The organism is Cryobacterium sp. Sr3, from assembly GCF_004402835.1.
Taxonomy (GTDB): domain Bacteria; phylum Actinomycetota; class Actinomycetes; order Actinomycetales; family Microbacteriaceae; genus Cryobacterium; species Cryobacterium sandaracinum.
On the sequence record NZ_SOFA01000004.1, the window covers coordinates 198,443 to 217,766 of the forward strand.

General features: G+C 68.1%; 22 protein-coding genes and 1 pseudogene. 13 read left to right on the plus strand and 10 right to left on the minus strand.

Annotated elements, in window-relative coordinates; translation table 11 throughout:
• The first annotated feature begins 112 nt into the window (after positions 1-112).
• Positions 113-340 carry a hypothetical protein gene (locus E3N94_RS01930; RefSeq protein WP_134342376.1) on the plus strand — a complete coding sequence of 76 codons (228 nt, stop codon included), beginning with the start codon at positions 113-115 and terminating at the stop codon, positions 338-340.
• A gap of 18 nt (positions 341-358) precedes the next feature.
• Here the strand turns inward: E3N94_RS01930 and E3N94_RS01935 are convergent, their stop codons facing one another.
• Positions 359-1,309: an arginine deiminase-related protein gene (locus tag E3N94_RS01935; protein ID WP_198411465.1), complete on the minus strand. Its 951-nt coding sequence runs from the start codon at positions 1,307-1,309 to the stop codon at positions 359-361.
• Between the two features lie 5 nt (positions 1,310-1,314).
• Complete coding sequence (locus E3N94_RS01940; protein ID WP_104171237.1) at positions 1,315-2,346, minus strand: ornithine cyclodeaminase; 1,032 nt, start codon at positions 2,344-2,346, stop codon at positions 1,315-1,317.
• Between the two features lie 125 nt (positions 2,347-2,471).
• Here E3N94_RS01940 and E3N94_RS01945 point away from each other — a divergent pair, with 125 nt between their 5' ends.
• Positions 2,472-2,939, plus strand: coding sequence for an Lrp/AsnC family transcriptional regulator (locus E3N94_RS01945; RefSeq protein ID WP_134342377.1), 468 nt, complete (start codon positions 2,472-2,474; stop codon positions 2,937-2,939).
• Positions 2,940-3,018: 79 nt separating this feature from the next.
• A complete protein-coding gene (locus E3N94_RS16365; protein WP_166784717.1) occupies positions 3,019-3,174 on the plus strand; it encodes a hypothetical protein in 156 nt (51 codons plus the stop codon).
• An 18-nt stretch (positions 3,175-3,192) separates the two neighbouring features.
• Here the strand turns inward: E3N94_RS16365 and E3N94_RS01950 are convergent, their stop codons facing one another.
• On the minus strand, positions 3,193-4,434 hold the full coding sequence (locus tag E3N94_RS01950) for an alkaline phosphatase PhoX (protein WP_241972981.1): 1,242 nt from the start codon (positions 4,432-4,434) through the stop codon (positions 3,193-3,195).
• A gap of 173 nt (positions 4,435-4,607) precedes the next feature.
• Here E3N94_RS01950 and E3N94_RS16370 point away from each other — a divergent pair, with 173 nt between their 5' ends.
• Genes E3N94_RS16370 through E3N94_RS16975 form a run of 3 tightly spaced genes read left to right on the plus strand, consistent with a single transcriptional unit; the run spans position 4,608 to position 8,076 of the window.
• Positions 4,608-5,150: a hypothetical protein gene (locus E3N94_RS16370; protein ID WP_166784716.1), complete on the plus strand. Its 543-nt coding sequence runs from the start codon at positions 4,608-4,610 to the stop codon at positions 5,148-5,150.
• On the plus strand, positions 5,150-7,147 hold the full coding sequence (locus tag E3N94_RS01960; RefSeq protein WP_241977343.1) for an ATP-binding cassette domain-containing protein: 1,998 nt from the start codon (positions 5,150-5,152) through the stop codon (positions 7,145-7,147). The genes E3N94_RS16370 and E3N94_RS01960 overlap by 1 nt, the downstream gene beginning before the upstream one ends.
• A complete protein-coding gene (locus tag E3N94_RS16975) occupies positions 7,144-8,076 on the plus strand; it encodes an ECF transporter S component (protein WP_241980835.1) in 933 nt (310 codons plus the stop codon). The genes E3N94_RS01960 and E3N94_RS16975 overlap by 4 nt, the downstream gene beginning before the upstream one ends.
• Here the strand turns inward: E3N94_RS16975 and E3N94_RS01965 are convergent.
• From E3N94_RS01965 to E3N94_RS01970, 3 genes and pseudogenes are all read right to left on the minus strand, one after another.
• Positions 7,970-9,072, minus strand: a pseudogene (locus E3N94_RS01965) (vitamin B12 dependent-methionine synthase activation domain-containing protein); the annotation flags it as partial. The gene E3N94_RS16975 and the pseudogene E3N94_RS01965 sit on opposite strands and share 107 nt — an antisense overlap.
• Positions 9,066-9,194, minus strand: a complete 129-nt coding sequence (locus tag E3N94_RS17405) for a hypothetical protein (protein ID WP_255409034.1) — start codon at positions 9,192-9,194, stop codon at positions 9,066-9,068. The pseudogene E3N94_RS01965 and the gene E3N94_RS17405, both read right to left, overlap by 7 nt.
• Positions 9,195-9,276: 82 nt before the next feature.
• Entirely contained in the window at positions 9,277-9,603 is a 327-nt protein-coding gene (locus E3N94_RS01970; RefSeq protein ID WP_134569672.1) for an antibiotic biosynthesis monooxygenase, read from the minus strand.
• 114 nt (positions 9,604-9,717) lie between these two features.
• Here E3N94_RS01970 and E3N94_RS01975 point away from each other — a divergent pair, with 114 nt between their 5' ends.
• Complete coding sequence (locus tag E3N94_RS01975; RefSeq protein WP_134511915.1) at positions 9,718-10,359, plus strand: histidine phosphatase family protein; 642 nt, start codon at positions 9,718-9,720, stop codon at positions 10,357-10,359.
• 121 nt (positions 10,360-10,480) lie between these two features.
• The gene (locus tag E3N94_RS01980; RefSeq protein ID WP_134511914.1) at positions 10,481-10,801 is read left to right on the plus strand and encodes a hypothetical protein; all 321 of its coding nucleotides are present in this window, start codon (positions 10,481-10,483) and stop codon (positions 10,799-10,801) included.
• An 81-nt stretch (positions 10,802-10,882) separates the two neighbouring features.
• Here the strand turns inward: E3N94_RS01980 and E3N94_RS01985 are convergent, their stop codons facing one another.
• Positions 10,883-11,725 (minus strand): NAD(P)-dependent oxidoreductase, encoded by an 843-nt coding sequence (locus E3N94_RS01985; protein WP_134374450.1) that lies wholly within the window; start codon positions 11,723-11,725, stop codon positions 10,883-10,885.
• A gap of 155 nt (positions 11,726-11,880) precedes the next feature.
• Here E3N94_RS01985 and E3N94_RS01990 point away from each other — a divergent pair, with 155 nt between their 5' ends.
• Both E3N94_RS01990 and E3N94_RS16375 read left to right on the plus strand, forming a co-directional pair.
• Positions 11,881-12,831: an FAD-dependent oxidoreductase gene (locus E3N94_RS01990; RefSeq protein WP_134419690.1), complete on the plus strand. Its 951-nt coding sequence runs from the start codon at positions 11,881-11,883 to the stop codon at positions 12,829-12,831.
• Between the two features lie 141 nt (positions 12,832-12,972).
• Positions 12,973-13,110, plus strand: coding sequence for a hypothetical protein (locus E3N94_RS16375; RefSeq protein WP_166785314.1), 138 nt, complete (start codon positions 12,973-12,975; stop codon positions 13,108-13,110).
• On the opposite strand, the gene heR is transcribed toward E3N94_RS16375, so the two are convergent.
• Positions 13,107-13,892 (minus strand): heliorhodopsin HeR, encoded by a 786-nt coding sequence (gene heR / locus E3N94_RS01995; RefSeq protein WP_134569673.1) that lies wholly within the window; start codon positions 13,890-13,892, stop codon positions 13,107-13,109. The two genes, E3N94_RS16375 and heR, sit on opposite strands and share 4 nt — an antisense overlap.
• Positions 13,893-13,950: 58 nt before the next feature.
• Between heR and E3N94_RS02000 the strand changes: the two genes are divergently transcribed.
• Positions 13,951-14,445 (plus strand): DNA alkylation repair protein, encoded by a 495-nt coding sequence (locus E3N94_RS02000; protein WP_104101483.1) that lies wholly within the window; start codon positions 13,951-13,953, stop codon positions 14,443-14,445.
• A gap of 6 nt (positions 14,446-14,451) precedes the next feature.
• Here the strand turns inward: E3N94_RS02000 and E3N94_RS02005 are convergent, their stop codons facing one another.
• Complete coding sequence (locus E3N94_RS02005) at positions 14,452-16,140, minus strand: long-chain-fatty-acid--CoA ligase (RefSeq protein ID WP_134569674.1); 1,689 nt, start codon at positions 16,138-16,140, stop codon at positions 14,452-14,454.
• A 55-nt stretch (positions 16,141-16,195) separates the two neighbouring features.
• Here E3N94_RS02005 and E3N94_RS02010 point away from each other — a divergent pair, with 55 nt between their 5' ends.
• Both E3N94_RS02010 and E3N94_RS02015 read left to right on the plus strand, forming a co-directional pair.
• Positions 16,196-18,007: a DEAD/DEAH box helicase gene (locus E3N94_RS02010; protein ID WP_104101489.1), complete on the plus strand. Its 1,812-nt coding sequence runs from the start codon at positions 16,196-16,198 to the stop codon at positions 18,005-18,007.
• 122 nt (positions 18,008-18,129) lie between these two features.
• Positions 18,130-18,531, plus strand: a complete 402-nt coding sequence (locus E3N94_RS02015; RefSeq protein ID WP_166790030.1) for a VOC family protein — start codon at positions 18,130-18,132, stop codon at positions 18,529-18,531.
• A gap of 218 nt (positions 18,532-18,749) precedes the next feature.
• Here E3N94_RS02015 and E3N94_RS02020 read toward each other — a convergent pair whose 3' ends face one another.
• The gene (locus tag E3N94_RS02020) at positions 18,750-19,250 is read right to left on the minus strand and encodes a hypothetical protein (protein WP_134342389.1); all 501 of its coding nucleotides are present in this window, start codon (positions 19,248-19,250) and stop codon (positions 18,750-18,752) included.
• Positions 19,251-19,324: the final 74 nt, after the last annotated feature.

Below are 19,324 nucleotides of genomic sequence, written 5' to 3' on the forward strand. Positions count from 1 at the left end.
CCGCGTCTTTGTCAAGGGGATCATCGACATCACCCTGGGCCGGCAGGCACAGTGGGGCCATGTCATCCGCTCCGCACCCAACGACGAACTGCAAAGGGTGGCCTGATCCATCATGGTTGATGCTCTCCACGCCCTGGTTCCGGTCGGAATCCTCCTTCCGTCAACGGTGCTCCAATCGGACGAATTCGCCATCCTTGCGGCGTTCGTCGCCATCAATACGGTCATGTTCGCCGCACTCGCGGTCGCGAAGATCCTCCCGAAGCCACACCCCACGGATTGGTTTCGCGTACGCAACCGCCGGGCTTCAACCAGGAGCATCCATCCGGACGAATGCCTCTAGCGTCGAACGCCTGAGCCCTCAGGCGGCCGCGGCCGCCTGACTGGTGAACGCAGCACGACGGTCGAGGTGGATCCCGGCGAGCATGCACCGCACTGAGCCGCCGGCGAGTTCGATCGTGGGCACGTCAAGCGGCAGGATCGTGCAGCTCTGCTCGATGATCCGGCGCTGCTCGGCAGTCAGACTGCCGAGGGCGCGGCGGGAGAGCGCCAGCATTCGTCCGTTCCGTCCGTGCAGTTCGATCGCGTTGCCGGCGTAGTTGCGGATCTGATCGCGGTCGAGGGCGAGCACCTGCCGATCCTGCGCCGCCAGGCGCTCCACGACGTGGCTGCGCCGGGCCGGCGACTCGATCAGGTCGAGACCGACCAGGGCGAAGTCCGTGGCGATGCACATCATGACGTTGGTGTGGTAGATCGGCGTGCCGTTCTCGTCAGACGCGTCGAAGACGATGGGCTCGTAGCCGAAGTTGGTGCAGAACCGTTCGAGCGCGATCGGGTCGGCCCGCCGCGACCGGGCCACATAGGCGATGCGCGCCGCATGGTCGAGAACCATGGCGCCGGTTCCCTCGAGGAAGACGTCGTCGAGTTCGAGACCGGAGTAGTCGACGACATCCTGCACGCGGTAGCGCTGCTTGAGCATCTCGACGATGTCACCCCGGCGCTCGGTGCGCCGGTTCGGCGCGTGCATCGGATAGAGCGCCACGTGACCCCCGGCGTGGGTCGAGATCCAGTTGTTGGGGAACACGCTGTCGGGGCGGCCCGGCCCGTCGTCATCGAACAGGTGCACCGCGATGCCCTGCGCCTCCAGGGTGCCTGCTACCTGGGTCACCTCGGCGTAGGCGGCCTCGGCCACCAGGGCGGCGTCGTGCCCGGCGTCCCGTGACTGGAAAGCGTTGTCATGGGCCGTCTCGGGGTTCGGCGAGAAGAAATGTGGCCGGATGAGCACCACGGCCGATGGGGCCTGCACGGACACCGGGGTCAGACGAGGACGGGCGCGCCCGCGGTGACCAGACCGAAGAGGTCTTTCGGGTCATCGGGGTCGGCGACGAGGTCGATATCGGTGTAGAACGAGGTCTGGTCGACGGCATCCTGCAGGAAGCGGAGCGCCGAGAAGTCCTCGATGGCGAAGCCCACGGAGTCGAAGACCGTGATCTGCTCTGCCGAGGTGCGGCCGGCGGCCTCGCCGAGGAGCACCTGCCAGATCTCGGTGACCGGGAATTCGGGGTGCATCTGCTGGATTTCGCCCTCGATACGGGTCTGCGCGGTGAATTCCACGAAGACGTCGGCGCGGTGCAGGATGCCCGCGTCGAGCTCCGTCTTGCCCGGGCAGTCGCCGCCGATGGCGTTGATGTGCACGCCGGGGCCGACCATGGCGTCGGTGAGTACGGTGGCATTCGCCTTGTCCGCGGTGCAGGTCGTGATGATGTCGGCGCCGGTCACGGCATCCGTCGCCCCGGTGGCGACCATGATCTCGAAACCGAGCGGAGCCAGGTTGCGCACGAATTTGGCGATGGCATCGGGATCGGTGTCCCAGACGCGGAGCCGGTTGATGCCGAGGAGCCCACGGAAGGCGAGCGCCTGGAACTCCGACTGGGTGCCCGTGCCGATCATGGCCATGGTGTGGGCGTCGGGGCGGGCGAGCGCGCGCGCGACCATGGCCGAGGTCGCGGCGGTGCGGAAGGCCGTGAGCACGGTCATCTCGGACCAGAAGGTGGGGTAGCCGCTCTGCACGTCGGCGAGGACGCCGAACGCGGTGACGGTCTGCAGGCCCCGCGACGGGTTCGACGGATGACCGTTGACGTACTTGAAGCCGTAGGTGACGCCGTCGCTCGTGGGCATGAGTTCGATCACGCCGAGCGGTGAGTGGCTGGCCACGCGCGGCGCCTTGTCGAAGGTAGGCCAGCGGCGGAAGTCCCGTTCGAGGTACTCGACCATGTCCGTGAGGATGCGTTCCACACCCGTCGCGGCGGCCCAGCGGTTGATGTTTCCTACGTCTACAAAGCGCACCACGTGCGTCTCCCCTCGTTCAGGTTTACAACCATATGCATGGGCGATGTGCAGCCGCCATTTGATTATTGCCGCATTCTGTCCAGATGACTATGCATTGTGCGCTCAATATACATACACTATGTGCAATGTATCCCCTCGATGACCTCGACCGCCGCCTGCTCTCCGTCCTCCGCGTGAATGGCCGCGAGCCCGTGGCCAGCCTCGCCCGCGACCTCGGTGTCACCCGGTCCACGGTCAACAGCAGGCTCAAGAGGCTGACCGATTCGGGAACCGTCGTGGGTTTCGGCGTGCGGATCAGGGAGGACCGCGACCCGAACTCGATTCGGGCCATCACCCTGATCGAAGTGGAGGGGCGCGCAATCACGAAGGTGATCCACGCCCTTCGCGGCTTTCCGGAGGTGAAGGCCCTGCACTCGACCAACGGCGGTTGGGACCTCGTCGCCGAGCTGCGCACCGACACCCTGGCCGACTTCGACCGGCTGCTCGGGCAGGTGCGCTCGATCGAGGGCGTGCTCAACAGCGAGACCAGCCTGTTGCTCAGCTCGGTGTCGAGCGAGGAACTGCCGGGCACCCGCGGGTTGTCGCAGAACTGAGGCTGCCAGCACCTCCGCGCCTCACCCGCGCTACATTCATGCCGGCTTCTTGACGACGCGGCACTTCGATACTTCCCTGATGGTGCGTGGGCGCACGTTCGTTGACCGGATGCGGGAGGTGGAGGCAGGCTACCGGAAGGTGAGCCGGGAGCTGACGTTGTCGGACTGGAACAACGAGCCCCACAGCAAGACCGTGCTCGACGGCCTCGCGCAGCTGACCTCGGCGCTGCAGTAGCCTGCCTCCGGGGTGAGGCTAGTCGCGCGTGATCTTCCAGATGCCGTCGGCGAGGTCCTTGTCGGGGTGCTGCACCGTAGCGAACAGCTCCTTCGGGTTCTTGCCGAAGTAGATCCCGGTGGTCTCGGCGCCTTCATCCGTCAGCGAGGCGAAGAGCTCGACGCTGTCGGACGCTCCGTCGTGGTCTCGGTCCTTTTCGGCCCGGAAGATGTCGCTGAAGCTGTTGTCTTCCGTGATCCAGAGGGCGCCGTCGGGGCCCTCGGCAAGGTTGTCCGGGTTGTTGAACCCGGTGACCCCGGCGGCCTTGTCCTCGACCGGCACGTTCACGCCGGCCTCGACGAAGCTGCTGACGGTGAGCTTCGACAGGTCGATCGCGACCACACGCTCCTCGGAAGTGTTGGCCACGTAAAGGGTCTGGCCGATGATCTCGACGTCTTCCGGGCGACCGAATTCGGTGGCGCTCACCGCGTTGGCCGCGGCATCCGCGTCGACGCGCACCTGCGCCTGGTCGAGGGCCACCCATTCGAAGGCGCCGACCTTCTCGGTGAAGGTGGCCTGGTTCCACTTTTGCGCGGCATCCGTCAGCCCGGTGATCTTGAGGGCGTGCAGCCGGCCCTGGGAGAGGTCGCCGCGAACGGTCGGCACGAACTTGAAGATTGAGCCGCCGTTGAGTTCGTCGATGACGATGACGGAGCCGTCGGCCGTGACGTCGATGCCCTCGTGACGTTGCGCTCCGAGCTCGGTGCGCTCCTCGATACGCTCGACCGTGGTCGGGTCGTTCTTCGCGAAGAACAGTTCGAAGACCTTGCCGCCGGTGGTCTCTTCCGTGACGAGGAGGCTGCCCCAGGGGGTCCAGCGGATGCCATCGAGACGGTTCCAGTCCGCGCGTTGCGCGATGACGCTGACCGCACCGGTCTTCAGGTCGGTCACAGAGACGGCGCCGTTCGAGCCGACCTCGTAGGTGTTGTAGAGGAAGCGGCCGGCCTGAGCACCGGTCTCGTTCTGGGTGTTCATGTCATGCAGGTCGTCGACGCCGGGGTAGACGTCGAGCACGGTTTCGTCGTGCACGAGGGTCTGGGTGAAGCCCTCCGGTAGCAGGTACGGCTGGGTCCAGTCGGTGCTGCCCATGCCGTAGGCGGAACCGGCGAGAGGCACGAAATCGAACGGGCCGGTCGCGGCGAGCGCGGCAGGGGCGATGCCGACGACTGCGGTGGCAGTGGCGGTGGCGGTGAGGGCAAAGACAGCGATCTTTTTGCGCAAGGCGCGACTCCTTCATAGGGGGTAGGTACAACGCCATCGAATCTATGAGCCTCATGCTGACGCCCGGAGGTCTCCCGGTCTCCAGCCGGTGTCGGCCCGGTGAACACTCGGTGCCCCCGTCTCAGCGCGTGACAGGAACCAGACTTCACCCGCCGCTGGGTATTCTGGAGCACATGAAGCTGACAGCACTGGCCACCCTGACCCTGGTGGGGGCGCTGGCCTTGAGCGGATGCACCACCGGCGCGCCCGAGACCGACACCACCCCCGCCGCCGCCTCCGCCACCGCCGCTCCGGCCGACGGGGCCTGTGCCGGCGTGAGCGTCGTCGTCGACTTCGGCGCGCTCGACGCCCCCGAGATCACGGACTGCGTCGACACCGCCACCGCCACCGCCGGGACGATCACGGCCAGCACGGTTCTGGCGACCGCCGGTGTGGAAACCGAGGGCACCGTGGAGTGGGGCGACCAGGTGGTCTGCCGCGTGGGCGGCCGCCCGGCCGCCGACGAAACCATCAAGGTGGCCGGCGAAACCCCGTTCACCGAAACCTGCGCGTCCATGCCCGCCGCTGCCGCTTACTGGGCGCTCTGGGTCAAGCCCACCGCCGACGCGGAGTGGGAGTACGCCCAGGAGGGCCTCGGCAGCCTCGAGCTGGAACCGGGCCAGTCCGTCGGCCTCATCTTCACGACCGGCACCGAGACGCCCACCCCCGGAAGCTAATGCTGCGCTTCCGGTTTTCCCCCCTGCGCTCGGCGGCGCTGCTTGCCGGAGCGTTCGTGGGCATCCGGGTGCTCTACCGGGTGGCCTTCAGCGGGGCATCCGGCGGCGGCCTGTTGCTGCTCGACCTCCCGCGCCTGCCGCTCGATGGGCCGTTCAACCACATCGCGTTGTTCGGGCCCGTCACGACCGGAGGCCTCGGCAATGCCGCCCTGAGCGCGCTGCCCTTCGCTCTGGTGATCCTCGGGTTCGGAGTGCTCAACGCGCTCGTCGACGTGCGCCGCTTCTTCGCCCGGGGCGCTAACCGGGGCCCGCTGCGCGCCCTGTCGCGGTCGCTCGTGATCGCCTGGGCGACGTTCCCGGCACTGATCGACGCGGTGCGCCGGGTGCGCACGGCCAGTGCGTTGCGCGGCGAACGGTCGGCACCGGCCCTGCTGGTGCCGGTCTTCGAGCAGACCGTGGAACGGGCGCTCGGCCTGGCTGCGTCCATGGAGTCCCGCGGGTTCGCCGCCACGCGGGCGGCAGCCGGCGAGTGTGAGAAGCCGGTCGTGATGACGGATGCCGCACTCGGCTTCGAGGGTGAGCGCTGGCACCTTGAGGGACTCACCCTCGACCTCGCTCCCGGCACGCTGACCGTGATCGCCGGTTCGACCGGATCGGGAAAGACCAGCCTGCTGCACAGCATGAGCGGTCTCTTCCAGCACTTCGCCGAAGGCACCCAGCACGGTTCGATCGAGGTGGGCGGCGCCGACCGCGCCGCCACTCCCCCGCGCGAAACGGCCGGCTTCGTCGGACTTGTCACCCAGAACGTGCGGCTCTCCTTCGTGGCCGAAACCGTGCCGGACGAGATCGGCTTCGCCCTCGCGGTGCGCGGCATCGCACCGGTCCTCGTGGAGCAGCGGGTGCGCGACGTGGCCGAGCGGCTGGGGATCGAGCATCTGCTCGGCCGCGGCACCTCGGAGCTCTCGGCGGGCGAGGCCAGTCTCGTCGCCATCGGCGCCGCCCTGGTCAACCAGCCGATCCTGCTGCTCGTGGACGAACCTCTGGCCGATCTCGACACCCCGGCGCGGGAGCGCGTGGTGCAGGTGCTCGACCGCCTGGCCCACGAGACCCAGGTCTGCGTCGTGGTCGCCGAGCACAACACCCGGGAGTGGTCGAATTCGGCGGATGCCTGGCTCGAGCTCCGCGGTGCGCGCGTGCATGCGCTCGGCCCGGGCGAGCGGCCGAGTGCGCTGGTCGCGGCGGAGCAGGCGGCGGAGCAGGCGGCACAGCAGGGTCAGAGCACCCTGACCACCCCCGCCACCGGGCCTGCGGGGCCGCTCGCGAGTATCCGTCACCTCACGGTTCTGCACGGGAGCGAGCGGGCGGTCGACGATGTGTCGCTGGACCTCTACGCGGGCGACCTGGTGGCGCTCGAGGGTCGGAACGGCGCGGGCAAGAGCAGCCTGCTGCGCGCGATCGCCCTTTCGGCGACGCGAGGCAGCGTGCTCGTGGCCGGGCGGGACGTGGCGCAGCTGCGCCCCCGATACCGCCGCACGGCTGTGGCCCTGGTGCCTGAGAATTTCGACGATCTGCTCTTCGCCGTCACGGTGGCCGAGGAGTGCCGCCGGGCCGACCGCCGGCTGAAGCCCCCGGCCGGGAAGGGAACCGGGATCGGAACCGCGCTCCGGTTCGCGAACCTACTCGGGCTTGGCACCATGGCGGAGGCGGCGCACCTGATGCGGCGGCATCCGCGGGACCTCTCGGCCGGCGAACGCCTCTGCCTCGTGATGGCCATCCAGCTGGCCGCCGAGCCGCGGGTGCTGCTGGTGGACGAACCGACGCGCGGCCTCGATCCACAGGCCCGGGCGATCGTCGCCGCCGCGCTAGTGCGCGCCTCGAGTGACACGTCGGCGGTCCTGTTCGCCACCCACGACCGCGACTTCGCCCGGTCCCTGGCGACGAAGACGGTCATCATGGCCGCCGGCCTGCTCACCGAACCGGAACCGGTGCGGTCATGAGGCGCACCGGCTGGACGGGCTGGACCGCCTGGGTGCTCGGCGGCGGCAGTATCCTCGCGGCCGCCGGCTTCGCCTGGCCGTTCTTCGCCTCGGCGCTGCCGGAGAACGCCCAGTCGGCCGCGCCGGTCGTGGCCTTCGCGCTCGTGCCGGCCCTGATCGTGGCCCTCGCTCTCACCCTCGACGGGGAGATGTACACGGCCAAGACCGTGGCCCTGCTGGGGGTGCTCTCCGCGGTCGGCGCCGCCGTGCGCATCGCGGGCACCGGCGTCGGCGGCGTCGAGGCCGTGTTCATCCTGCTGATCCTGGCCGGTCGCGCCTACGGGGCCCGCTTCGGGTTCCTGCTCGGCCTGCTCACCATCGCGGTGTCCTCGGCCCTGTGGGGTGGGTTCGGCCCGTGGACCCCGTTCCAGATGTTCGCCTGCGGCTGGGTGGGAGCCGGGGCGGCGCTGCTGCCGCGCATCCGTTCCGCACATATCGGCGCGGCCCGCCTCGAGATCGCGATGCTCGTGGCCTACGGCATCGTGGCGTCCTACCTCTTCGGACTGGTGATGAACCTCTGGTTCTGGCCGTTCGCGGTGGGCTCGGGCACCGACATCTCCTATGCGGCCGACGCCACGCTCGGCGAGAACCTCGCCTCCTTCGCCCTGTACACGCTCGTGACGTCGACCCTCACCTGGGACACCGTGCGCGCCATCACCACCACGGTCGGGATCGTGCTGGTAGGCCCGGCCGCACTGGCCGCTCTCCGCCGAGCGAAGCTGGGCCGGCCAGGCAGGGCCGCCCGACCACCCCAGGCCGAACCGGCTACACCGGCTACACCGGCTACACCGAGAAGTACTTCCCTTCCGGGTGGTGGAACACGAACGCATCCGTCGACTGCTCCGGGTGCAGCTGCAGCTCCTCCGACAGCACCACACCCATCCGCTTAGGCCTGAGTAGTTCGACGACCGTGTGGCGGTCCTCCATCTCGGGACAGGCCGGGTAGCCCAGCGAGAACCGGGTGCCGCGGTACTCGAGCTTGAACATGCCGGCCAGTTCGACCGGGTCTTCGGCACCCAGGCCGAGCTCCTCCCGCACCCGGGAGTGCCAGTATTCGGCCAGCGCCTCGGTGAGCTGCATGGTCAGCCCGTTGAGCTCCATGTAGTCGCGGTATCTGTTCTCGGCGAAGAGCTTTGCCGTGACCGTGTCGACGTTCGCTCCGGCCGTGACCAATTGGAGGGCGACGACATCCGTCTGGCCGGATTCGCGTGGGCGAACGAAGTCCGCCAGGCACAGGTGCCGGTCGCGCCGCTGCCGGGGGAAAACGAATCGCAGGCGTTCGGAATCCACGGTGCCGCCGGAGCCGCCGTCGGGGGCGGGCAGGCCGGCGACCCCCAGCACGCCCGACGGGTCGTCGCCGTGGTGCAGCACGACGAGGTCGTTGCCCTCGCTTGGTGCCGGGAAGTAGCCGTAGGCGACGGAGGCGTCGAGTATGCCCTCGGCGAGGATGCGGTCGAGCCAGTAGCGCAGCCGGGGTCGGCCCTCGGTGTCCACCAGATGCTGGTAGCTCTTGCCGTCGCCGCCGCGGCTGGGCTTCAGACCCCACTTCCCCATGAACGTGGCCCGCTCGTCGAGGAACGTGGAGTACTCGGCCAGCGCGATCCCCTTGACGATGCGGGTGCCCCAGAACGGCGGAACGGGCACGGGTTGTCGGCGACCACATCGGAGCGGGCTGGCATGGCGTCCGGCTCCGTGACGGTGAGCAGACTGCGCTTGTGGATGCGCTTTTTGAGCGGCGGCAGACCCACGGATTCCGGGTCGGCGCCCCGCGCGACGGCGACCAGCGGCTCCATCACCGCCAACCCCTCGAAGGCATCCCGCGCGTGGCGCACCGTGCCGTCGAACAATTCGGCACGGTCCTCCTCGACGTAGGCCCGTCCTACAGCATGGTGCCCATGGCGCCGTCGGCGATGACGACCCGGACGTTCAACGCATCCAGCAGAGCCTGGGCCCGCATCGGTCGCACGGCGTCGGTGTGCAGGGCGTCGTGTGCACGGGGTTCGCTCATCGGCCCAGCTCGACCGGGCCGCCCGCCGCGCAGCTCCGTGTAACGCGCCGTGGCCTCGGGCACCGCAGGGGACGCGACTGCGTCAGGCCGACGAGCCGCCGGCGATCTCGTAGGACCACAGCTCACTGCTGATGCCCATGGGCCGGGCCGGTGCTTCGCCCTCCGTCGGGGCGTCGCCGCGGTGACCCTGCGCGAAAGACGGCGAGGTCAGCCAAGCCTGGAAGGACTCCTCGTCGGCCCAGCGGGTGTCGACCAGCCAGGTGCTGCGACCATCCGTCGGCTTGAGTAGTTCGAAACCCTCGAAACCCGGTCGGTCGTCGACCGCACCGGCTCGGGCGGCAAACCGGAGGGCCAGCTCGTCGCCGTTGTCGCCGGGCACCGTGATGGCGTTGATTTTGATGATCGTCATGGGGTTTCTCCCTCTCGTGGATGCACTGTTTATTCCTCCCATGCTGTCACCCTCGGCGGCAACGACCTCACCCTGCGGGCTCTCGCCAGGCCCGATGCCTATGCTGGTGTCACAATGCGACTCTTTCTGATCCGTCACGGCCAGACGCCCGCGAATGTGCTCGGCCAGCTCGACACCGCTCACCCTGGCCCCGGCCTGACCGAGCTCGGGTTCCGGCAGGCCTCAGTGATTCCGGATGCCCTGCGCCTCGAGTCAATCGACGCCATCTTCGCGTCGACGCTCGTACGCACCCGGCTCACGGCCGAGCCGCTGGCGACCGCGTTGCAGCTCGACGTTCAGGTGGCCACCGGGCTGCACGAGATCGAAGCGGGCGCGCTCGAGGGACTTAGCGACCGAGCATCCATTCGCACCTATTTTGAAACCGTGCTGACCTGGGTCACCGGGGACCTCGCGGCCAGGATGCCCGAAGGCCTGGACGGGAACAGCTTCTTCTCCCGGTTCGACGCCGATATCGCTTCTGCCGCCGCCGGTGCCGACACGGCGGCGGTGTTCAGCCACGGCGCGGCGATCCGCGTGTGGACCGCGGCCCGCGCCAGCAATGTGTCGCCCCTGTTCGCGGGCACGACCGACCTCGAGAACACGGGGATGGTCGAGTTGTCCGGCTCTCCCGAAGACGGTTGGACCCTCGTGTCGTGGGCCGGCCTCAGAGTGGGCTCACCGGGCGGACCGCAGCTGCTGTCGCTCAAGGTGCACTGAGTCCTCCGCCATTGGTTGTCTCGCGCGGTTGTCTCGCGCGGTTGTATTACGCCCGGAGGGCCGAACCAATTCGACGGAGATTTTGAGGAAAAATCCGGTTTTCGGGCTGTTTTGGGGCAATTTGGGCAGAATCTCGGCTCCCCTGCTCTATCCGTCGAATTCGTTCGGGACGAGACGCTACACCGGCCTGACCGACGCCCAGCGCCTGTCCATGATCGGCATCACGCCGATGATCGGGCTGAACGACACGGGAGAGGTCTGCTCGCTCACCGACACGACCAAGGTCGGCAAGTACGCCAAGGCGAACGCGCTGAACTACCTCGGCTGGTGGGAAATGACCCGGGACCAGCCGTGCACCGGCGGGATCGCTGCGTACATGTGCTCCGGGGTGAGCAACCCGCAGTGGTCGTTCTCCCGGGCGTTCGTGGCGGTCACCAACTAGCCGCACACCACTCAGCACCGAAAAGACGGATGCCCCTGCCCGGCCGGGTGGGGGCATCCGTTGCTTCATCGGCTGAAACGGCTACACGTGGTCGCGCCAGCTGTGCTGCGGTGCGTAGCCGAGCATCCGTCGGGCCTTGTCGATGGAGAGCAAGGTGTCGTTCTCGCCGACCTCCCGGAGTTCGACGCCGGGGAAGACCTCGGCGGCCAGCTCGGCGTTCGGCCGGCTCATCACCGTGTCGGCGGCGGCGATGATGAACGCCTCGAAGCCCGGCTTCGCGTTCTGCAATGCCCGCAGCACGGCCTGGGCGCCGTCACGGCCGTCGATGTAGCCCCACAGGTTCCACTTGCGCAGGGTGGCGTCGGCGTCGAAGGCGGGGAAGGCCGCGTAGTCCTCCGGGTCCTTCACGTTGGAGAAGCGCAGAGCCGTGATGCTGAGTTCGGGATCCCAGCGGGTGAGCTGGATCGCCAGCTGCTCCTCGAGGTGCTTCACCAGCGAGTAGGTGCTCTCGGGCCGGGCCGGGTACTCCTCGTCTACGGGAATATAGGGCGGGTCGATGTCGAACGGGAGACCGAGCACAGTCTCGCTGGACGCGTAGACCAGCTTCTTGATGCCCGCCCGCCGGGCCGCCTGGAACACGTTGTAGGTGGAGAGGATGTTGTTGTGGAACGTGGCCACGTCGGGAACCAGGCCGGGAGCCGGGATCGCGCCGAGGTGCACGATGGCGTCGAACCCGCTATGCCGGTCATCGACACCGAGGACCGCGTCGACGACCTGGCCGTAGTCTGTGAGGTCCACGACCACCAGATCGTGGCTGCGGGCACCGTCGCGGTCGAGGTTCAGTACCTCGTGACCCTCGGCGACGAGGTACGTCACGACGGTCCGGCCGAGCTTTCCGCTTCCACCAGTGACAACGATCTTCATGCGGGACTCCTTTGTGTGGGCGGTGCTGCGGATGCAGCGCTGCGGCATCCGTGCCGGGTCTCGGCAGCTAGGACGACACGAACAAGCGTACGACTGCACGGTGGGCGCGCTGTGCGTGCAATGCGCGTGCAACGCGCGTGCACTAGCCTCCAGACATGGAAACGTGGGACGTCATCGTGGTCGGTGCGGGCGTCTGCGGTCTGACCATCGCCCGGAACCTGCAGGAGCGCGGTCGTGCGGTCCTCCTCCTCGACAAGGGATCGCGGCCGGGCGGGCGGCTCGCGAGCCGCCCGCTCGGCGGCCGGTTGTTGAACCCGTCCGTCGACACGGTTCACAGTCACGACGCCGAGGTCACCCGCGAGATCACCCGCCGAACGGGAGCCCGGTTCGTGCCCGACACCGAGGGCTACGCGAAGTGGATGTTCGACGAGCCCGCGGGCGATATCGCCAAGCGGTGGGCGGGCGGCACGACGCTCCGGCGCACCTTCGTCACCCACCTCGCCGTGCAGAATTCCGGTCTCATCCACGTCGTGCCGCACAACTCGGGGGAACCGTTCGGAGGCCGGGCGGTGGTTCTCACAGCGCCGGTTCCACAGAACCTGCAGATGCTGCGCGGCAGCGGGATCGCTGTCGCGCCCGGCCTGCTCGAGGCTGCCTACGACAGGCGGGCCGTTCTGCTGTGCATCGTCGACGGCGCCGACGTCGTGAATGACGTCGTGGGCTGGTCCGCTCCCGACGGAGTCATCGAGACGATTAGAGTCAGGCACCGGGACGATGCCCGACAGGTGTGGCTCGAGGTCATTGCAAGCCCGCTCTGGAGCGAGGCGACCTGGGACGCGGACGCCACATTCTCGCAGGCGGAGCTGCTGGCCGAGCTGATCCGGCTGCTGCCCGGCGTGCGCGTTCTGGACTCAGCGTTGAAGCGCTGGCGGTATGCGAATGCTGTGGTGCCTGCAGATTCGGGGTCGGATTCCACGTTCTTCCGCAGCGCGGACCAGCCCGGCATCTTCGTGGCGGGAGACGGTTTCGGGCGGCTGCACGGGCATCCGTCGGGCATCTCTCGGGCCGTGCGCTCCGGACTGGACGTGGCCCGCGCGCTCGCCTAGCCCGTTTGAGCCCGGCGGTCGAGCTCGACTTCCGGCGGTCGAGCCCGTCGAGACCCGGCGCGCCGTCGCTAACTTCGGAGATTTTGGCGACATGCCGCCCAGGCGCCCAAACCGGCGTTTCCTAAGATTCTCCGTATTAACGTGACGACAGATGCGGGTGGCAGACCCGGTGACGGATGCCCAAGGCAGGCCTGGTCGCTCCCCGCCGAGGCACTGGCCGGGTTCGAGCAGGCCCTGCTGGAGTCGGCCCCGCACCTGACGGTGTCGAACCTCGCCTAGAGCAGCACGCCCCACACCACGTGCGCGGCCAGCAGCGTGGTGCCGAGCGTGACGAGGGTGATCTGCACGATCTCCACTCGGTGCGGATGCGCCCATGCGCCGTGGGCTCGCCGGCCGAGCCAGGCGTTGGTCCAGACCAAGGCCGCCACCGCGAGCAGCGAGAGGGTGACGGTGCGCACGAAGAGTTCGGGCACGTCATGGAGGACCCCGGCGCCGACCTGGTAGAAGGCGATGATGCCCCACGGCACGATGCCGACCATGGCTCCGAAGACGAAGGGCCGGAGCGAGCCGCCGGCCGGTTCACGCTCCTGCAGTGCGAGGAACAGCGTGGCACCCGCCGTGATGGCGTAGAGCGCCACCAGCGTGCCGACCTCCGTGACGCCGTTGAACTGGGCGACGAGGAACACCGTGACCGCGGAGACCTGCGAGTACTCGACCCAGCGCAGCGGATTGCGCGCGGCGGCCAGGCCGCGCCGGTAGCTGCCGGCGACCGTCGGGGTCACGGCGGCGAGACGTAGGAGCGCGGAGAAGGCGAGCAGGACGACGACGGCCACCCCGAGGTTCACGGCGGCCAGGTCGACGACCTGCGCTTCGGCCTGGGAACCCACCGGCCCGCCGGGGAAGCCGGCCGTGACCGGCAGCAGCACCGGGGCGCTCTGGGCCAGGACGACCACGGAGACCAGAACGGCCTGTGCGACCAGGAGGAGTGCGGCGGCGAGGTTGACGCTGCTCAGGCGGGTAGATCGGGCGTCCGTCACGGTGTTCTCCGATGCCGTCGTCATGCGCTCAGCGTAACGGCCGGGGTGCGCCGGCAGCCTCCGGAAACGCGAGAATGAAGGGGTGAGTGACGCCGGCAGCTTCGTAGACGCGACGCTGCAGGCCGAGGGGGATCCGTACCGGGCGGCGGCGCAGGAGCGGCTGGGCAGCGACCTGCGGTTCTACGGTGCCTCGGTCGGCGCGGTGCGCGGAACGATCCGGGACGCCGGCCGCCGGTATCCCGGCCTGACGCACGACGACATCACAGCATTGAGTTCCGAGCTGTGGGCGGTGCCGGTGTTCGAGCGCCGTCTCGCGGCCGTCGTGCTGCTGCAATCGAATGTGCGGGTGCTGGACAACTCCGACCTGAGCCGGATCGAGGGATTTGTGCGAAGTGCCCGCCTGCGCGAGTTGGTCGACCCGCTCGCCGTCGACGTGGTGGGTCCGCTGGTGGAGCGGTTGGATGCGCCGGGCCGGGCCCGGGCAGACGGGGTGCTCAATCGCTGGGCCGGCGACGGCGATCCGTGGTTGCGCCGGGCCTACCTGCTCACGAAGCGTCGGCTCGAGCAGCACCTCTGATCAGTCTCAGAGCCCCGGCAGAACCTGCTCGCGCACCTGCTTGCGCAGGATCTTGCCGAGCATGGAGCGGGGCATGTCCTCGATCGTGACGATCCGGCGCGGGATCTTGTAGGCGGCGAGGTGCTCGCGGCAGTGCTCCCGCAGTGCATCCTCATCGAGCGGCACTCCGGGCTTCAGCTCGACTGCCGCGACGACCATTTCCCCGCCGCGTTCGAGAGCCTTGCCGACGACGGCCGCGTCGACGACATCCGCGTGCAGTCGCAGCACCGCCTCGACCTCCGAGGGCGAGACGTTGAAGCCGCCGGTGATGACGAGTTCCTTGGCGCGGTCCACGATCGTGGTGAAGCCGTCTGCGTCGACGGTCACGATGTCCCCCGTGCGCATCCAGCCGCCGGGGAGGAGGGCCTTCGCGGTCTCCTCGGGGTTGTTCCAGTAGCCCTGGAAAACCTGGGGGCCCCTCAGGAGCAGCTCGCCGGGCCGGCCCTGCACTACCTCCACGGTGGGGTCGTCCAGGTCGACCACCTTCATCAGCGTGGAGGGAAAGGGCACGCCGACCGTGCCGGGCCGGCGGGTGGGGTGGAACGGGTTGCCGAGGGCCACCGGCGACGTCTCCGTCATGCCATAGCCCTCCACCAGCAGCCCGCCCGACACCGATTCCCACAGTTCCACGACATGGTCGGGCAGGTTCATCGCACCCGAGATGCAGTACTTGCAGGAGCGCAGCGAGATTCCGCGCTCCTTCGCCACCACGGCCGTGCGCTCGTAGATCGGCGGCACCGCGCAATACACCGTGGCGGGCGACTTCTTCATGGCGTCGAGAATCAAGTTGGGGTCGAACTTGGGGAACAAGACGAGCAGACCTTGCTTACGGATGCCGTAGGTCAGGTAGAGGGTCATACCGAACGCGTGGAACATCGGCAGGATCGCGTAGAAGACCTCCTTGCGGTACTCGGCCCCGTGCATCCATGCCTCGCCCTGCAGAGCGTTGGAGTACAGGTTGAAGTGGGTGAGCATGGCGCCCTTGGGCTGGCCCGTGGTGCCCGAGGTGTACTGGAGGGCCGCGAGGTCGTCGACCGACGGGCGCGGATGCGCGGGATCGATCGGGAGATGGCTGAGCAGTTCCTTCCACGGGATCGTGCCCTGCGCGGCAATCGTGAGGGCCTCGCGGGATTCGCGCAATTTCTTCACCGGCAGGTGCAGGGCGAGGCGCTTGAGGGTCGGGAACGCCAGGAGCAGGTTCACGGACACGATGTGGTCGATCTCGATGTCGCGCGGGAAGGCGCGAACGGAGGCCACGGACTTGTCCCAGGCGATCACGATGCGCGCCTGGTGGTCCTCGAACTGGTGGCGGAGTTCCCGCGAGGTGTACAGCGGATTGTGCTCGACCACCACGGCACCCAGGCGCAGCACCGCGTAGAAGGCGACGACGTGCTGGGGGCAGTTCGGCAGGATCAGGGCCACCCGGTCTCCCGCTCGCACCCCGAGGTGCCGCAGACCCTCCGCAACCCGGTCGACCTGGTCGCCGAGCTCGGTGTACGTCGTGCGGCGCCCGAAGAACTCGAGTGCGGGGTGGTCACCGGCCTCGGCCACGGCCCGCTCGAGCATCGCCACGAGCGACTCCGTGGGGAGCTCGATCTCGGCCGGGACGCCCGGCTGATAGTTCTTTACCCAGGGTTGCTGCTGCGTTGTCGACATGGTCTTATCCTCCCGCACGAACGGGGCGCACTCTCCGATGGATTACCGTTGTAGTATGCACACCCCTGACACGACCCCCACGCAGAGCGAGGCAGATACTGCCCGCGACACGAAAACCTTCGCCGACCTTGGGCTCAATGATTCGATGCTCAAGGCGCTCAAGGACGTCGGGTACGAAACTCCCTCCGCCATTCAGGCCGCCACCATCCCCCCGCTTCTCGCCGGGCGCGACGTCGTCGGCCTCGCCCAGACCGGAACCGGCAAGACTGCCGCGTTCGCGCTGCCGATTCTTTCGCGCCTCGACCTGGCGCAGAAGACCCCGCAGGCACTCGTGCTCTCCCCGACCCGTGAGCTTGCCCTACAGGTCTGTGAGGCATTCGAGAAGTACGCCGGTCATATGCGCGGCGTGCACGTGCTCCCCGTCTACGGCGGCCAGGGCTATGGCGTGCAGCTCTCCGCGCTGCGTCGTGGGGTGCACATCGTCGTCGGTACGCCCGGCCGCATCATGGACCACCTCGAAAAGGGCACGCTCGACCTGTCGCAGCTGAAGTACCTGGTGCTCGACGAGGCCGATGAGATGCTCAAGATGGGCTTCGCCGAGGACGTCGAGACGATCCTCGCCGACACCCCGAACGACAAGCAGGTCGCCCTGTTCTCGGCGACCATGCCGCCGCAGATCAGGCGGATTTCGAAGAAGTACCTGAACGACCCTGAAGAGATCACGATCAAGAACAAGACCACGACCTCCGCGAACACGACCCAGCGCTACCTGATGGTGTCGTACCCGCAGAAGGTCGACGCGCTCACCCGCATCCTCGAAGTGGAGAACTTCGAGGGCATGATCGTCTTCACCCGCACCAAGAACGAGACCGAACTGCTCGCCGAGAAGCTGCGCGCGCGCGGCTACTCCGCCGCTGCCATCAACGGCGATGTGGCCCAAGTGCAGCGCGAGCGCACCGTCAACCAGCTCAAGTCCGGCAAGCTGGACATCCTGGTCGCAACGGATGTCGCCGCGCGCGGCCTCGACGTCGACCGCATCAGCCACGTCGTCAACTACGACATCCCGATCGACACCGAGTCGTACGTGCACCGCATCGGCCGCACCGGCCGAGCCGGCCGCAGCGGCGCAGCGATCAGCTTCGTCACGCCGCGCGAGCGACACCTGCTCAACGCCATCGAGCGGGCGACCCGCCAGCCGCTGACGCAGATGCAGCTGCCCAGCTTCGAAGACGTCAATGTCACCCGCCTGGCACGCTTCGACGACGCCATCACCGAGGCCCTCGGCCAGTCCGAACGGATCGGCGCCTTCCGCGACATCATCGGTCACTACGTCGCACACCACGACGTGCCCGAAGCGGATGTCGCGGCGGCCCTGGCGGTCGTCGCCCAGGGAGAGACTCCCCTGCTGCTCACCCAGGCGGATGCCCGCGCGCAGCGGCCCGAGCGTGCCGACCGCGGCGACCGGGCAGAGCGCGCCCGCGCCGACGCCGGTCGCGGCGACCGCCGTGACGAACGCGCAGAGCGCGGCGAACGCGTGGAGCGGGTGGAACGCCGCCCCCGCGACAACAACCGCGCGATGGCCTCGTACCGCATCGAGGTCGGCAAGCGCCACAAGGTGGAACCGCGCCAGATCGTCGGCGCTCTCGCCAACGAGGGTGGCCTGAGCCGCGAAGACTTCGGTCACATCCAGATCAACCCGGAATACTCGCTCGTCGAGCTGCCGGCCGACATGCCGGGCGACGTGCTGGGCCGACTGGAGAACACCCGCATCAGCGGCAAGCTCATCGAAATCCGTGCCGACGGCGGCGGACCGGTCCGTCGCGAGGGCCGCACCGAGCGCCCGCCGCGCCAGCCGCGCAGCTACTAGGCACCTGCCTCGGCAGGGCACGGGGTATCCGCGATCCGCTACCCTGCCGGGGGCTATCCAACTCTGGTGCAGAGTGCAATCGTCGTCGGCGAACCACATGGTTCCTGACGAAGGAGATTGACATGTTCACCAGTTCCGAGGCCTTCAGTTCGTTCTCCGTTGACGACATCGACAAGGCAAAACGCTTCTACGGTGAGACCCTCGGTCTCTCCGTCACGGAGGGCATGATGGGCAACCTCGAGGTTCGGCTCGGCAACGGCGCGCAGCTGTTCATTTACGTCAAGCCCGATCATGTGCCGGCGTCCTTCACCGTTCTCAACTTCATGACCGACGACGTCGAGAAGACGGTCGGCGAGCTCAACGCCCGCGGCGTGACCACGAAGATCTACGGCGATGCGGATCTGGCCGACATGCCGCCCAACGACGAGAAGGGCATCATGCGCGACGAAGAAGACCGGGCCCAAATCGCCTGGTTCACGGACCCGGCCGCCAACGTGCTGGCCGTGGTCGCGGAATCCATGTAGCGGTGTACCCGGTGATCTGGAACGGGGAGACCAGCCAAAACATCATCGGCCGTTGGAGACCTTCGTCGGGAGCAGACCGGAACTCGGCGGTCTCAGCGCGCAGGAACGTGACCTCCTGAGCACCACGGTCTTCCGGGCAGTGGAGCGTCGGTGCGACTGTTGGGGGTTTGACTTCCTGTGGTTGCCGGTCGGCTCGACCCTCTGGCGCCCTGACGGTGTCAGCGGCTCCGCGTCGCCGGGAACAGCGGCTTGCAGGTCGTGCAGACCTCGCCGTCCTCACCGTTTACACTCCGATCGTCGACGGCACGGTGCTCGATGCCCAGACGCTCGAGCAGCGCCCACGCCAGCAGCGCGATCGCGGCGACGGCGACGACCGGGCGAACGGCGGCCGCGATAAGTGGAACGGCCTCCCGCAGTTCGGTGGTGAGATAAACCGCGATCAGGCCGAGCACGGGCCAGCGCACGTCACACCGGGTGGCTTCCCCGCCGATCGGGGCATCGAAGTAGCTGGCGACGACCAGGCCGATCAGCCCGGCCCCGACGACCGTGACCGCATAGGCCCAGACGGCACCGGGGAACATCAGTGATCCGCCGGCCACGGCAACGGAGCCCGAGGCGAGTGTCAGCGCGGTCAACGCCGCCGCCGCGATGCCGGCTGCGACCATCCGTCTTCGGCGAGGCCAGATGCGGAGGTCGGTGAACGTTCTAGAGATTCTCATGGTGTGGCTGATTCCTCGATTGTCAAGAGGGTTGATACCCCACGGGGTATTTTATACACATGTAGTCAGACCCG